Below are 14,993 nucleotides of genomic sequence, written 5' to 3'. Positions count from 1 at the left end.
CAGAATAATCAAGCTGCCATTTCGCTGCGTTTACGCCAATGGGCTGCTCATCGTCCGGCAAGCGTTAGCCGAGATTTAGTAGCCCGTCAGCTCTAAATAACCACTGCCAGTTTGGCTGCCGCTAACCTTAATTGGCCCTTCCCAGTAACTGACCGACAATGGCATCCGCGCCTGCGGATTCAGTGCTTCTACCGTTAGGGTTAACGCTTCGCTCGGCAGCGCAATTTGCCAGCTGACCGGATAACGTTTCGCCTCAATCTGCTGCCAAGCTAATGGCTGCATGTTGATCTCACTGGTGGGTATAACCCGTTGCCGACCATCAGCCCAAATCCGTTTACCGCTGAAAAACGGTGCCGCATCATCACTGCCGCGCAGTTGAAACAGCATCAAAGCAGAACCATCGTCGAGGCGGATGGCAAACCAATCCCAGCCTTGTTGTTGCCGAGTCAAAAACTCAGAACTCCACTCGCGATCCAGCCAGGCTTTACCAGAGACTTTTAGCCACTTATTTTGCCGTTTCACTTGGCCGGACACTTCAATAAATGGTTGCGAGTAGTAGTAAGAGGCCACCTTGCCATCAGCACTTTTGATGCTAAAGCCGTTATCGCCTTGCAGTACTAATGGCGCTTGGCTGGTCAGGTTCAGTTGATAGCTAAGTGAGTCATCGCTTACGTTCAAGGTCGCTGGTAGCAGGCCGTTATTGGGCGCGTTGCTATCATTTTGCCCCCGTGCCTGCCAACGCCAGTTTTCATTCCATACTGCTAACGGCATTCCGCTCACGCCAGCGGGAGCATTGGCTGCATTTATGTTGCGGTTCCAACGTTCAGCGGTTTGATGGCTGTTTTGAAAGGTGAGCGCAGCATGGGTCATCCACAGTTGATTGGTCGCCCACGGCGAATCATTGGCCGGCGCTTGGCTGCTCAGCGCAATCCGAAATTGGGTCCATTGCAATCCTAATGGCTCGCCATCTTCAGTGGTTAAGTTGGCAGTCAAATACCACCATTCTTGGCGAAACTTTGGATGCGCCAGATGGTCTTGTGGAAACTGCAGTGGCTGGTTGGCGACAACCTTGGCAAAGTTGCTGTCGGCGCGTCCCATCAATTCGCCCATGCTGGCGTTGTGTTGCGGTGCTGGGTCGCAGGCGCTGAGTAGCCCAAGGCATAAACTCAATAGTGCATAGTGGCTGAAACGGCGCATCACATCACCTCCTGTTGCATCGCGGAGACCAGTGTGCGGCGGCTTTGCCAATAGAGCGGCAAAATCACCGCGATAATGGCGCACAATAACGACAGCAGCACCACGCGGGCGTACGCCCACCAATCCCACTGCATGGCGATGGTCCAGCCAAAGGCTTGCAGCGTGACCTTGTTGATCAACAAGTATCCCAAAATCGCACCCAACGGCAGCGCCAATACACAGGTGAGTAATACCACTAACACAATTTGCGCCAGTAACATGCGCCACAAGCGTGACTGCTCAACCCCAAGGGCGCGCAACATGGCTAACGGCGCTTGGCGCGATTGAGTCATCATCAATACCGCGCTAAATAGCCCGATAGCTGCCACCAACAAGGTAAGAGTATTGAGCACTAGGGTGATGCTAAAGGTCTTATTAAACATGGCAAAGGCTTGGTTGCGGATCCGCTGCTGGCTGTAGATTTGCGCTGGATTTAGACCAAATTGCTGCTCAAGTTCTTGGGTCATGGTATCAATATCCGCTACTTGCCCCAGCGCCAAGCCAATCGGCTCAGCCGGTAATCCCAGCCCATGCCATAGCGGCGGGCTGATGATGACCTCGCCTTTGGGATTGCCGTAGTCAAAATAGATGGCAGCGACTGGCAGTTCACGCGCTTGCTGACATTGGTTATCGCTGCAGAGGCGAATGTTATCGCCCACCTTTAGCTTGAGTTTGAGCGACAAAGGTTCGCTGATAAACACCGCCTTGCCAGCAATCGCAGCGCTGACCGCCGCTTGTTGTTCTGTGCTGGTGTTGGGCAGTTTAAACACTGTCGTTTCGGCCAGCGACTCATCATCACGGCCAATCAGATTAATCGGAAGTACTGTTTGCGCTTTGGCAAAATAGGGCGCCTGCCATTGATAAAAGTAGGTGAGCTCAGGATGTTGTTGGCGTAGAAAGGTTTCGATTGGCGCGACATTGTCGCTACCGGGATGCAGATAAAGATCGGCATGCAAGCGGGTCGACAGCCAACTGCGAAGGGTTTGATCGAAACTACCCACCAAGGTATTCATTGAGATATTGGCGCACAGCGCCAGCAGCAGCGCCATCATGGCCAGCCCAAGCGGTGCAATCAGTTCACGACTTTCTGCAATGGCGTAGCGCCAAATGCCCGGCCGTGTGAGCGGTGCTAACAGCGCCAAGCCCCACTGCAACAGTTGTGGCAGCAGCAGCGGAATCGCCAAGGTCAGTAACCCCAACAACCCCAAGCTTTGTTTATGTTGCTGACTAAATGGGTAGGCCACGGCGGTCAGAATCAGCAAGCCAACACCAATCAAAAACAGCCTGTGGTGAGTAAGATGATGCTGCATGGCTTGCAGATAGCGTTTGCCGCCTTGCGCCAAGCTGCCACTACTTAAACTGCGATACAGCGGCACACAGGCCAGCAATGCGGCGACCAGCGTTAGCCCAGCACCTTGCGCCCACCACTGCCAACGCCATTGGCCCGGCAACAATGTGGCACCGTAAAGTTGCTCTAAGGTGAGTGCCACCATCGGCTGTAGCCATTGGCTCAACTGCAGTGCCAAAATAAAACCGACCCCAGAGCCGACTAATACCAGTAAAAACAGCTCGGCCAACAGACTGGTGAAAATCGCTTGGCGACCAATCCCTTGCTGCATTAACTGGATCAGCAGTCGCTGCCGTTTCATCAAGCTATAACGCACGCCGTTGTACGCGATAAACAGCCCCACCAAAAATGCCAGCATCGCCATAGCGTTTAAGTTGAGATGAAAACTGGCGGTTAAATCGGTTAGCGCTTGGCCTTTATCTTGGGCGGTGATCAGCAGTTCATTGAGCGGCAATAGCTGTGCTAACTGCGGCTGTAACTGCTCGGCATCGCCAAATAGCGCGATATAACTCAGTTGCTGTGGATGCCCCAGCAGTTGCTGGGCAAGGCTAATATCCATAAATAAGCGGTGCCCCAGATTACTGCTATCCGGTAGCGCAATGGGCGTGAGTTCAATGCCACCCAGCAGCCATTTCGGTGCGGTAACTTTGCTAAAACCGAGCGCTTCAAACTGGCTTTGGCTCATCACAACTAACGGCGCGCCAGCGAGTAAGCGGTCTAACGGTAAACTGCCAAAGGGATTAAATTCAGGCGTTGCTGAGGCGTTTGAACCACTATGCTGACCAATGGCGGCGAGCGCTGCAATCACATCGCTGCCGGTGATATGCCAAGGGCGGCCGTCGGCATCATCTAAATCGCCGCTGAGTACCGGCATCGCCGTGATGCCGGCGGACTTGAGGGCAAAGTAGCTGTTCTCATCAATATTACCGCGGCGACTTTTGCTGGAGAGGAACAGACTAGCTTGAGCCCCCAAGGCTTCGCCCGCGTCTTGGTAACTGTGCACGGCATTATCATTAGTGGCTTTAACGCCGACTAGCAGGGTGACCGCCAAAATCACCCCCAGCAGAATAGCGCCTGCCTGCAATGGCGCTTTGCGGTAATGGGCGATATATACCCTTAACGCTTGCCAAGCGAGCGCCACACTACTCATGGATCTTGCCTTGTTCGAGGTGCCAACGGCGAGTCATGTATTGGGCGGCGGTGTCGCTGTGAGTCACCATTAAAATACTGGTGCCGGCATCGGCGGCCAGTTTCACCAACAACTGCATCACTTCATCACCCGCGTTGGCATCGAGGTTGCCGGTCGGTTCATCGGCCAACAACAGTGCTGGGCGATGCGCCAGAGCCCGCGCAATGGCCACCCGTTGCTGCTGCCCACCGGATAACTGCTCCACCGCGCGCTGGGTCAATTCCGCAATACCCAACTTGTTGACCAGATAATCGCACCAGTCATTCCAACGCTCGCCTAATAGGCTCAGCGGGAACTGAATGTTGTCGGCCACATTCAAGGGCGTCAGCAGGTTATATTGTTGAAACACCACCCCGAGCGAGCGGCGCCGAAACGCACTCCACTCGGCATCACCCCAGCGTTGGGTGCTGTTGCCCAATAAACTCAGCTCACCACTATCGGCTTGCTCAAAGCCACCAATAATATTCAGCAGCGTACTTTTGCCACTGCCGCTCGGGCCGGTTAGGGCAACGGTTTCGCCGGGTAAAATACTGAGGTTAAGTTGGTTGAGTACTTGATGGTATTGGCCACCGTCATCAAACCCTTTGGTGATTTGAGTAAGAGTAACCACAGCAGCGTGAGAAGAGTGGGTCATGCGTGTCCTTGCTTGTTACCGCTTGCGCGAGCTTGCTAGTGAATTAGCTTAGCAAAAATCTTAATGGTTGGAGCAGTTAACTACGTAGTGATGCCCCGAATAGTTCATTCTACTCAATAGTATCGGCACGATGATGAAAGGACTCGATAAAGCGCGTATAAAAAACGGAACACAGCGCTAACTGTATTCCGTTTTTTATTATTCTCAGAGCCTAAGCGAACGTAAGGCTTAGCCTAAGCGCAGCATAAGCCTAAAGCGGTTACTCTTCGTCGAGCGAGTAGGGCAGTGGCATGACAGTCAGTTCGCTGCCAGTATCATCAGCAATCCGCAGTTTTGCGCCCACTTCTGTGTCGTTTGGCAGTACGGCAGTTAACAGCAGCAGCTCGGCTTGCTGCGCCACTTCGATGATAGCACCTACTGGACGGAAGCCATCTTCAACCGCGATTTCCAGTTGAGTATCAACGCCAACAACGGCAGTTGCTTGGCCTTGCAAAATATACAGTGCGCGTTTGTTACCGCCGCGATATTTCATCCGCGCCACGGTTTCTTGGCCCATGTAGCAGCCTTTGGTAAAGCTGATACCGCCCACAGCTTGCAGGTTACACATCTGCGGTACAAATTGGCCTTGGTGTGCGGCAGGCAGGTTAGGGTAGCCGGCTTGGATCTCCAACGCGCGCCATGCCAAGCTATCCACTAAGGTTTCGCTGGCAACTAATGCTTCAAACTCTGCGCTTGGCAGCAGCACAATATAGCGCTCGCCATCTTGCAAAATTGCGCCATTTTCCAGCTGCGATACTTTCTGGTCGGCATCAAATGCGGCAAATTTACCTTTCAACCAGCTTTGTGCTTGGCTACCAGCAACGCCCAACAAACGATATTCCGCTGAGGCGTCAGTCAGTTCGGCTTTGCTAAATACAGCGTATTTTTTAAATTCTGGCAGATCGCCTGCAAGGGTATCTGTTGGCATCAGCAGTATTAGGGTATCGCCAACACTGAACACGCGAAATGCTGACTGCATCTTACCGCGCGCGTCACAGTGTGCGCCCCAACGCCAATCGTTGGCCGCTAACGAGGTGATATCGGCGGTGACTTGGCCGTGAATAAAGCTGCGGTTTTGTTCACCGGTTACGCTGATGATGCCAAGATGCGTCAGTGGTGAAAGCAGTAAGTCCGGCGTACCGGCGTCCAGAGCCCAAGTGGGTGCAATGACAGAAATGCTCATAAGAAATGTCCTGCAATAAGTTGCAATCAAAGTGCAGCGATTGTAACGCGGATTTGGCGCAAATAAACAGGGCGTCACAATGGACGCCCGATAAAATTGCGGTTTTACGCTGAGCTTATGTTTTGCGCTGAGCTTAGTAGAGCAGGCGAGTACGAATTGTGCCTTCGATGCCTTTCAACTGTTCTAGCGCTTCAGCCGCTTGGCTGGTGTTGACTTCCATCACCACATAACCGATATCTGGCGTAGTTTGCAGATATTGTGCAGCGATGTTGATGCCTTTTTCAGAGAAGGCTTGGTTAATCTTGATCAGTATACCAGGACGGTTGTTGTGGATGTGCAACAAGCGTGAGGTTTCATGATATTGCGGCAGCGATACTTCAGGGAAGTTAACCGCAGATACGGTTGAACCGTTGTCTGAGTATTTCGCCAGTTTACCGGCCACTTCAATGCCGATGTTTTCTTGCGCTTCTTCGGTGCTACCGCCAACGTGCGGGGTCAGAATCACGTTATCAAAACCGCGCAGTGGGCTTTGGAATTCGTCATCGTTTGATTTTGGCTCAACTGGGAACACGTCGATTGCCGCACCGGCAATTTTTTCTGAGCTCAACGCCGCTGCCAGCGCATCGATATCCACTACCGTACCGCGTGAAGCGTTGATCACGAACGCACCTTGCTTCATTGCTTCAAGTTCAGCTGCGCCAAACATGTTTTGCGTTGAAGGGGTTTCGGGAACGTGCAAACTGACTACGTCAGATTGTGCCAACATCTCCGCCAGTGAACGGATTTGACTGGCGTTACCCAGTGGCAGTTTGTCTTCGATATCGTAAAACACCACGCGCATACCTAAGGTTTCAGCCAGAATGCCCAACTGAGTACCAATGTGGCCGTAGCCGATGATACCTAAGGTTTTGCCGCGGACTTCATAGCTGCCTTTGGCACTTTTAATCCAACCGCCACGATGAGCCGAGGCACTGCGTTGAGGGATACCGCGCATCAGCATAATGATTTCACCAATCACCAGCTCTGCCACAGAACGGGTGTTTGAGAATGGCGCGTTAAATACTGGTACACCGAGCAACTCTGCGGCTTTTAAATCCACTTGGTTGGTACCGATACAAAAACAGCCAACACCGACCAGTTTTTCTGCTTGTTGCAGCACTTCTGCGGTCAATTGAGTGCGGGAACGGATCCCAACAAAATGTGCATCTTTGATGGCGTTAGTTAATTCGTCACCAGACAGTGCACCTTTGTGATATTCGATGTTGGTGTAACCAGCACGCTGCAGTACTTCAACAGCCGTTTGGTGAACGCCTTCCAACAGCAGGAACTTAATTTTGTCCTTGTCCAGCGAATGTTTCGCCATGATTTCGATACCCCTTAACGATAGTTTGATGCGTGATGTGTTAAGCTCCCCCTCAACACAAGGCTCAAATTAGCACCTTTTTTGGTCGCTGTGGAGGGCTAGATGGCTAAAGTGTTTATTTTAGTTCTAGAACAATGCTGATCTGGGAGTAGAAAATTGAAAAAAAACGCTGTTTGGCTATTAGTTTATGCAATGGTGCTGCTCTGGTCGGTGTACCAGCCCCACGATATGTTTACTTGGTGGATGGAAGCCTTGCCCGGATTAATCGCCCTGCCGCTGCTCGGTTTTTTCTATCTTAAGCATCGCCCGACCGGGTTAATTTCGCTGTTGATACTGATCCATTGTTGTATTTTATTCGTCGGCGCCAAATACACCTACGCCGAAGTACCCCTATTTGATTGGATCTCCTCGCTGTTCGATTGGCAACGCAACAACTACGACAAACTCGGCCATTTTGCCCAAGGCTTTATTCCCGCCATGTTGTGCCGTGAAGTATTGTTGCGCAACGAGGTATTGAAACCGAGCGGTTGGTGTGGCTTTTTATGTTGCTGCTTTGCGCTGGCGTTGTCGGCCTTTTATGAACTCATTGAATGGTGGGTTGCCGCCGCAACCGGCGATAGCGCCGAAGCCTTTTTAGGCACCCAAGGGTATGTGTGGGACACCCAATCTGACATGTTAATGGCCTTGATTGGCGCCATTTGCGCCATGGTCAGCCTCAGTAAGCTGCACAATCAGCAGTTGGCTGCGCTCAATAAAATTTAAGCTAAGGAAATTCTCCATGAGTATTTGGTTTCGTGAAGTGACATTAGAAGACTGTGCCCGTTTGGATAAAGGCTTGGGCGGCAAAGGCAGTTTGATGCAAACCATGGGCATTAAAGTCACTGAAATCGGCGATGATTATTTAGTGGCTACCATGCCCGCAACCCCCGCAATACATAACCCCATTGGTATGGTGCACGGCGGCGCCAATGTGGTGCTGGCGGAGACGGTAGCCAGCTATGCCGCTAATTTCGCGGTCGATTTTGAGCAGTATTACTGTGTCGGCCAAGAGATTAATGCCAACCACATAAAAGCGGCGCGCAGCGGCGAGATCAAAGCCATTGCCAAGCCGATCCATCTTGGCCGCCGCACCTCGGTGTGGGAAGTTAAAATCTACAATGCCGCCGGTGAATTGACCTGCATCTCGCGTATGACCGCCGCCGTGGTGAAACGCCCCGACGCCAAGTAAGTTTCCTTCTATCAGTCTCGCGAACCTTAGTGCAGCAATTCAGTTAAACGCTGGTTCGCGTGCTGTCACTGTGTGAGTCTGTCGCGCTTCTCGTAAGCTGAAGCTATTTATTGTTACTTATTTGTATTATAAATGGTGACGATAATTGCTACTTCAGCTTCTGCGGAGGACTCGCCTTGTGTTGCATCGCCACTCAACTACTTGCAAATCATCCCGTTTATGGCGCCAAGCTCTGTGGTTTTTAAGCTGCGCCGGTGGGGTAATGCTGGCGCAATTTGCCACTGCTGCTGACACCCAGCTCACCAGCCAATCTGCGCCATTGCAGCTCAATCAGGCGGAGCCGCTCAATCTGGCGGAGCAACAGAAGCTTGATGCGCTACTGCAATCCTTTATCGACAGTCATAAGCTCGCCAATGTGGTGACCTTGGTCGCCAAGAACGGTCAGATCGTGTATCAAAAGGGCTTTGGCTGGAAAAACATCGAGCAGCAGATCCCGGTCGCCACCGATGACTACTATGTGCTGTTTTCGCAAACCAAGGCGATTATCTCAGTCGCGTTTATGACGCTGGTCGAGCAGGGATTGGTGGATGTGAATGATCCGGTAGCGAACTATTTCCCTGAGATCCCCAACACAGTATTAACCCACATCAATTCCGATGGCAGCTATCAAACGCGGCCAGTGGCAACGCCGATGACCTTTGTGCATCTGTTGTCGCACACGGCGGGCTTTAACGCTGGGCAAGTGCCGAAATTGCGTTGGGGCGATGCCGAGCAAACCGATCTGCCCACGTTGGTGTGGGATGGTAAACCCGTCAGCCAATATCCGGCGGGGCAACGGAGCCACAGTGATAACTATCAACGGCCCTATTTACAAGATGAGATGCAGGAGTTGGCGCGCTGGCCGCTGGGGCTTGATCCTGGCAGCGAGTGGCGCTATCACGTCAGCACCAATATGTTGGCTTACTTGATTGAACGCATCAGCGGCCAATCGCTACAGCAATATGTGACTAATAAGGTGCTCAAACCATTGGGTATGAACGACACTGCTTGGTTCTATGCTCCTGATAAACTGAGTCGCTTTGTGAGCGCCTATAGCAGTATTGATGGCAAATTGGTGGCGGAGCCAAATCTGTATCGCCAAGGCGCGGTTGCCAGCGATCATCGCTATGCCGAAGGGGCGATTGGCCTCAATGGTCCGATTGGTGATTACGCCAAATTCTTGCAGATGATGCTGAATCAAGGCGAGCTTAACGGCGTGCGCATTTTGAAACCAGAAACCGTAGCTCAGATGACCCAAATTAATCGGTTGCCATCTAATCCTGATGATGCCGACGATAAATTTCGCTTTGGCTTGGGCTTTGAGCTGTTTCAGTTGCAACGGCCTGCTGCTGCGGTTTCTAACAGCGCTTATGGTTGGGGCGGGATGATGGGCACGGGTTATCTGGTCGACCCACAAAACCAATTAATCGTGCTGTATTACATCAATCAATATCAACGTGACGATCTGTATCCGCAAGTGGTGCAGCAGGTGTATCGCATGTTTGATTAGCTTGAACGCTGGCCGTATGACTACTTTCTTGCCAGCGTAAGCGCGTACCTGCCAGTGTAGAAACAACGTAGTATACGCGGGTAAAAATTGGTTACAGAGTTTCACCAAAACTGAGTAAATTCAGCGGCATGTGCTGTGCTAGAGTAAACGCCGAACTCAGCGAATCTGTTGCTGATATAGTCAATGTTGTAAAGGACTTACCATGAACGCAGCCCCGGAAGCACCGCGCAGCTCCTCACACGAGCATTCGCCAAAACATTCGCAAAACCCTTCGCAAGAGGATTCCTCAGAACTTGCCAACAATCATTTCCAAACAAACCTGAGTGCTGACGCAAACGCAGTGCAAAAATTGCCGCCGCTTAGCCGTAATATTTTGCTGTGCTTGGCGCTGGTTGTGGTGCTGATGCAACTGCAGGTGATTTACCAGAGCTTCACTGGTGCGGGGTTACGCTGGGCACTGCTGCCGTCCTGTTTCACCTCACTCGGTGCGGCGTTAATCTTGATTGAGTGTGCCATCGGCAATATCGCCACCGGTGCGATGCGCCGAGATTTGCACTTTCTCAAGCAGGTGCGTTTAGGTCGTGCCGCAAAAATCGGGCTGGTGTGTGTGATTGCTGGTGGCTTTCTGCAGGCTATTTTAGGCTAACCCCTTAGGTGCTGAACCCTAGTTTTGCTCACCGTTTAATTTGCTAATAAGCGAGCGAACATTATCAATTCTTTGTTAAACAGCGGGTTAATCCCCGTTGTTTAGCGGTCAATTTTGCTTGCCTACTTCCTTGGCTATTTCCCATGCCGATTTTTTCAGCCTATTTCCTGGGCTATTTCCTCTGCTTATTTTACCGGCCTTACTTACTTGCCTCGTTGGTCAGTTTAGTTCGCTGTCGTCATCGCGACTATGGTGCTCAGTGAATTTCTAATATAAAAAACAAATTGCCTTAATCATAACTAATCGTTTTATTTGTTTAATATGCTTCTCTATTATTCATCTCAATCCAAGGCCACTGTCTCAGCAGGAGTAACTTATGGCCACACTCGTTGATTTGATTGAACTCTGGTTAACACCATCCGCACTTGAGGAGCAAGACCATGACTAACCAATACATTACTAGCCAAAACGGTGCCCCAGTGGCCGATGACCAAAACTCAGTTACCGCCGGTGCGCGTGGCCCAGTATTGCTGCAAGATTTCCATCTGATTGAAAAACTGGCGCATTTTAACCGTGAACGTATCCCTGAGCGGGTAGTACATGCCAAAGGTACTGGCGTTTACGGCACTTTTACCGTGACCAACGATTTAAGCCAATACACCATTGCCGACCACTTCCAAGGCGTGGGCAAACAAACCGAAGTATTTGTGCGCTTCTCAACTGTGGGCGGTGAAATGGGCTCGGCCGATGCCGAACGTGATCCACGCGGCTTTGGCGTGCGTTTCTACACCGCCCGTGGCAACCACGATATCGTCGGCAACAACACGCCAACCTTCTTCTTGCGTGATGGCATCAAGTTTCCAGACTTCATCCACACCCAAAAACGTAACCCGATGACCAACTTAAAAGATCCACAAGCGATGTGGGACTTTTGGTCACTGAACCCAGAGTCACTGCATCAAGTCACTATTTTGATGTCTGATCGCGGTATTCCGGCCAACTATCGCCAAATGCACGGCTATGGCTCGCATACCTTCTCGTTCTGGAACGCCAAAGGCGAACGTTACTGGGTGAAATTCCACTTCCGTTGCCAGCAACCGATTGCCAACCTGACCGAAGAGCAAGCCGCAAAAGTGAAGGGCATCGACCCAGACCACGCCCAGCGCGATATCGTCGCCGCGATTACTGATGGCAATTTGCCACGCTGGCAGTTGTGTGTGCAGATCATGCCGGAAGCCGACGCCGAGAAATATCACGTCAATCCGTTTGATTTAACTAAGGTGTGGTCACACAAAGATTACCCATTGATTGAAGTGGGCATGATGGAGCTGAACCGCTTGCCACAAAACTACTTTGCTGAAGTTGAGCAGGTGGCATTAGCACCAAGTAACTTAGTGCCAGGTGTGGGCGCCTCGCCCGACAAAATGCTGCAAGCGCGGTTGTTTGCCTATGCCGATGCCCAGCGTTACCGCATCGGTGCCAACTACAACCAGTTGCCAGTGAACTGCCCGCATGCCACGCAGGCTAACCATCACCAACGTGCTGGTGCCATGGCCGGTACGCAGTGCCCATATCATCAAAGCCAAACTGGTGGCGATGCAGCAGCGAACTATGGGCCAAACTCAGTGGCAACCGGTTTGCAGGACGCCAGCCAATTTAAAGAGCCGCCACTGCGTATCGACGGTGACGCTGACCGCTACAGTCGCTTTGACCAAGATGACTTTACTCAAGCAGGGGATTTGTATCGCATCTTCTCTGAAGAAGAGAAACAACGTTTAGCTGACACCATTGCCGGTACGCTGAGCCAAGCATCACATGATGTGCAGCAACGGATGATCTGTCATTTCAGCCGCGCCGATGCAGATTATGGGGCTCGGGTGATGGCGGCATTAGCCAAATAATCTGGCTCTGCCAGGTTTGGATGTGGAAAGCCCAACGGAAGTTGGGCTTTTTCTTTGGCTGGCGCCAAAGGGGAGTTGCCGTGTTGTTCTGGCGACTACATTTAGCAATTAGTATTTGCTGCGAGTTGGTCGCGCTAAATCGCCTGCTGCGGGCGCATGCACAGATGATCCAGTGACACGCTGTGAACCCATCCGTGGGCGCTCGGCCTCGGCTCCTGCCTCGGACGGTCACTGGTTCATCTGTGCTGAGGAATCTCGGTGCAATCCTGAAATGGTTGGTGAGGCTTTTAGCCTTGCTGAAAAGAAAAGATTATCGCTGCGCGATTGCAACCTACGGTTGCGAAAGTCGTGGAACTACTCGTTCCACACCAGAGGATAAGGGGGCTAGACGGCTTCGCCCCCTTATCTATCCCCCTGCCGCCCCACGGCGCAAAACGCTACGGCGCTTCTGGTTTGCCATTTTCGCAAATCGCTCTGATTCGAGGTCCCTCGCTCACCATCGCTTCTCGATATCCATATCTCGATTGCTCAATGTCTGCCCAACGCACTTGCGCTGTGCCGAAGGGGAATTGGTGTTGCCTGATAGTTCAGGTAGTTAGTTGATCTTAAGGTAGTGGGGTCCCATTCTCCGTATGGATTAACTTTTACTTAAATGGCGGCACGTAGTGCCATCCAGTTTCAAGTTTTGTTAATAGGACTTTCTTTTACGAGTACGTTGGGCTTGTTGTTTAGTTTCAACATTTTTAAGCTTTAACGCTTGTCTAAATACAGGGTGTATTTCCCAACTAACGCCGTCATCAATATTTGTTCTACTTTTTAATAAGTCGGGCTGTTCAACGAATGAAATATGTTGATATTCTCCATTATCTAAGTCTCTTCTTGCTGTTATAAAGCCTACTTGAAAAAGAAAATGAGCAACCTCTTTATTGGATGGATTACCAACAACACCAAAAATCTTAGGATTAACGCTAGATAAAACTCTATTATCAATTAGCTTGAGTATTTCAGAAGTTGGATATCTTTCATTTTGTTGTGAAAATGCAGAAATAATATCTTCAATCTGTGGGCATTGTGAGGAAAATTCTGCAATGGTATCGTCAATTCTTCTTTTGCCAAATTCTTCTAATTGGTCAGTGATGTCATTAATTTGAATTGTTTTTGAACCTCGAGAATCGGCTGATTTAGCAGCGACTTTACATAGTTCAATTAACCATCTAGGTCTACTTCTGGACAAAGTATTTAATATTATTTGTGCCGGGCGCGTTCTATTGTATGCGCCCCAGTTCATAGTTGACTCAAAAACAAGATATATAAGCTGTTTATTTCTTGTTTCTATATCATCAGAAAGCGACTTTTTCACCTCGACCCAATTGTTATTTCTTTCAAAATAACCCTGAACTCTTTTTGCTAGCAGTTCGACAGTCCTATCTAAATCCCAGACTATGTCATACATATATTGCTCTATGTGTGATAATGCTTCATATTCTCTTTTAATTATTTTCCATACATTAGGTCGTACACATGTTCTAATTCTTATTTCTGGTATTGCATTGACTATTTGTCTGCAAGCGGTAAAAAAAGATGCGACTTTAATTTTATTTTTCTCGGTGTTTTTGAAATTTTGGTCAACATCATCAATAACAATCCAAACTTTTTCACCATTTTCTAAATATCTCTTCAATACTTGTTCGTGATTCGAGTTTGACTTTTTATTGTATTCTAACGGGATAGCTGAACTTTTTAGTCGGTCTGCAATTGTAGAAACGAAAGATCTCTCTTTAAAGCTATTATTTTCAGCTTCTTCAACTAATGATATTGCATCATCCTTATACGCAAAACCAATTCTGCTACCAATCTCTGAAGCTATTAGTTTTACTATGTTTTTTTTCCACTCTCTAGTCCAGTAATCAGAATCATCAGATTCAATATTTGGCGAAAGAGCAACACCTGTGGTAATTATTTTTACTGAATTTATTTTTTCGCGAGTTAATTTATTTGACACTATGCGTAGTAGTGCTGATTTGCCTTCACCTTTATATGCTCTAACAACTTGTATTTTGTTGTTTTCATCCAGAAACTTGTTGGCTTCTTTACGTTCTAAAGCATAGGACTGAAATATATCTTCGTGCTCTTCCTCCGCGGCGTCATTGCCGAATAAATTAACATCCCATAGATTAACGGTAATTGTATTCATATAATTCCTATACGAGTTTGAACTGAAAGACCTTTTAACATTTTATTCGTGCGCATGCGCGTTTACCTCGTTGGACCAGTGAAAACGCACACAGTTAACTATCTGTATGTAATGAACTTATCAGCATTTTGCTAAATTCACCATCTGGAAAAATGCGCATGCGCGTTTTCCAAACCTATTATCTACTTTATATTTTTTATAACCACATGATTTTAATTGTATTTATTTATTTCGGAATGTGAAAACGCGCACGAAGTTGGGATAAAAATGGTCACAATTTAAATATGACTGTATGCCTGTCGAGCTTTTAGACATTTAACCAAAAATGGGGATACCCACCAATTTTTGACTCAGCTATGCCAATGAACTATCAGACAACACCAATTCCCCTTCGGCGCAGCGCAGGTGCGTTGGGCAGACATTGAGCAATCGAGGCATGGATGCCGAAGAAGCCGCGCCGAGGAATGGATTCCGAGTTGGCGG

The 14,993-nt window shown here is 49.5% G+C and carries 11 protein-coding genes; 5 read left to right on the top strand and 6 right to left on the bottom strand.

Annotated features, from left to right (window positions below):
• Positions 1-75: 75 nt before the first annotated feature.
• The 5 genes from JYB87_RS14480 to serA form a co-directional block, all read right to left on the bottom strand.
• Positions 76-1,197, bottom strand: a complete 1,122-nt coding sequence (locus JYB87_RS14480; RefSeq protein WP_207354173.1) for a lipocalin-like domain-containing protein — start codon at positions 1,195-1,197, stop codon at positions 76-78.
• On the bottom strand, positions 1,197-3,734 hold the full coding sequence (locus tag JYB87_RS14475; RefSeq protein ID WP_207354172.1) for an ABC transporter permease: 2,538 nt from the start codon (positions 3,732-3,734) through the stop codon (positions 1,197-1,199). The genes JYB87_RS14480 and JYB87_RS14475 overlap by 1 nt, the downstream gene beginning before the upstream one ends.
• The gene (locus JYB87_RS14470) at positions 3,727-4,407 is read right to left on the bottom strand and encodes an ABC transporter ATP-binding protein (RefSeq protein WP_207354171.1); all 681 of its coding nucleotides are present in this window, start codon (positions 4,405-4,407) and stop codon (positions 3,727-3,729) included. Before JYB87_RS14470 ends, JYB87_RS14475 begins: the two co-directional genes overlap by 8 nt.
• Before the next feature lie 259 nt (positions 4,408-4,666).
• Entirely contained in the window at positions 4,667-5,629 is a 963-nt protein-coding gene (gene ygfZ, locus JYB87_RS14465; RefSeq protein ID WP_207354170.1) for a tRNA-modifying protein YgfZ, read from the bottom strand.
• 133 nt (positions 5,630-5,762) lie between these two features.
• Positions 5,763-6,992 carry a phosphoglycerate dehydrogenase gene (gene serA, locus JYB87_RS14460; protein ID WP_207354169.1) on the bottom strand — a complete coding sequence of 410 codons (1,230 nt, stop codon included), beginning with the start codon at positions 6,990-6,992 and terminating at the stop codon, positions 5,763-5,765.
• A 156-nt stretch (positions 6,993-7,148) separates the two neighbouring features.
• Here serA and JYB87_RS14455 point away from each other — a divergent pair, with 156 nt between their 5' ends.
• The 5 genes from JYB87_RS14455 to katB all read left to right on the top strand — a co-directional run bounded on the left by JYB87_RS14455 (position 7,149) and on the right by katB (position 12,316).
• A complete protein-coding gene (locus tag JYB87_RS14455; RefSeq protein WP_407695817.1) occupies positions 7,149-7,754 on the top strand; it encodes a DUF2238 domain-containing protein in 606 nt (201 codons plus the stop codon).
• Between the two features lie 16 nt (positions 7,755-7,770).
• Positions 7,771-8,220 carry a PaaI family thioesterase gene (locus JYB87_RS14450; RefSeq protein WP_207354168.1) on the top strand — a complete coding sequence of 150 codons (450 nt, stop codon included), beginning with the start codon at positions 7,771-7,773 and terminating at the stop codon, positions 8,218-8,220.
• 262 nt (positions 8,221-8,482) lie between these two features.
• Positions 8,483-9,769, top strand: a complete 1,287-nt coding sequence (locus JYB87_RS14445) for a serine hydrolase domain-containing protein (protein ID WP_207354167.1) — start codon at positions 8,483-8,485, stop codon at positions 9,767-9,769.
• A 202-nt stretch (positions 9,770-9,971) separates the two neighbouring features.
• Positions 9,972-10,415: a hypothetical protein gene (locus tag JYB87_RS14440; RefSeq protein ID WP_207354166.1), complete on the top strand. Its 444-nt coding sequence runs from the start codon at positions 9,972-9,974 to the stop codon at positions 10,413-10,415.
• A 440-nt stretch (positions 10,416-10,855) separates the two neighbouring features.
• Positions 10,856-12,316, top strand: a complete 1,461-nt coding sequence (gene katB / locus JYB87_RS14435; RefSeq protein ID WP_207354165.1) for a catalase KatB — start codon at positions 10,856-10,858, stop codon at positions 12,314-12,316.
• Positions 12,317-13,004: 688 nt separating this feature from the next.
• Here katB and JYB87_RS14430 read toward each other — a convergent pair.
• Positions 13,005-14,510, bottom strand: a complete 1,506-nt coding sequence (locus tag JYB87_RS14430) for a P-loop ATPase, Sll1717 family (protein ID WP_207354164.1) — start codon at positions 14,508-14,510, stop codon at positions 13,005-13,007.
• Positions 14,511-14,993: the final 483 nt, after the last annotated feature.

The organism is Shewanella avicenniae, assembly GCF_017354945.1.
Lineage (GTDB): Bacteria > Pseudomonadota > Gammaproteobacteria > Enterobacterales > Shewanellaceae > Shewanella > Shewanella avicenniae.
Note: the sequence above shows the minus strand (reverse complement) of the source record. Positions and strands in the feature narration are given on the sequence as shown.

Bases quoted from the DNA above. Each gene is read 5' to 3' on its own strand.
- JYB87_RS14430 (WP_207354164.1), bottom strand. From the start codon at position 14,510: ATGAATACAATTACCGTTAATCTATGGGATGTTAATTTATTCGGCAAT.
- JYB87_RS14475 (WP_207354172.1), bottom strand. From the start codon at position 3,734: ATGAGTAGTGTGGCGCTCGCTTGGCAAGCGTTAAGGGTATATATCGCC.
- JYB87_RS14450 (WP_207354168.1), top strand. From the start codon at position 7,771: ATGAGTATTTGGTTTCGTGAAGTGACATTAGAAGACTGTGCCCGTTTG.
- JYB87_RS14470 (WP_207354171.1), bottom strand. From the start codon at position 4,407: ATGACCCACTCTTCTCACGCTGCTGTGGTTACTCTTACTCAAATCACC.
- katB (WP_207354165.1), top strand. From the start codon at position 10,856: ATGACTAACCAATACATTACTAGCCAAAACGGTGCCCCAGTGGCCGAT.
- JYB87_RS14445 (WP_207354167.1), top strand. From the start codon at position 8,483: ATGCTGGCGCAATTTGCCACTGCTGCTGACACCCAGCTCACCAGCCAA.
- JYB87_RS14480 (WP_207354173.1), bottom strand. From the start codon at position 1,197: ATGCGCCGTTTCAGCCACTATGCACTATTGAGTTTATGCCTTGGGCTA.
- ygfZ (WP_207354170.1), bottom strand. From the start codon at position 5,629: ATGAGCATTTCTGTCATTGCACCCACTTGGGCTCTGGACGCCGGTACG.
- serA (WP_207354169.1), bottom strand. From the start codon at position 6,992: ATGGCGAAACATTCGCTGGACAAGGACAAAATTAAGTTCCTGCTGTTG.
- JYB87_RS14440 (WP_207354166.1), top strand. From the start codon at position 9,972: ATGAACGCAGCCCCGGAAGCACCGCGCAGCTCCTCACACGAGCATTCG.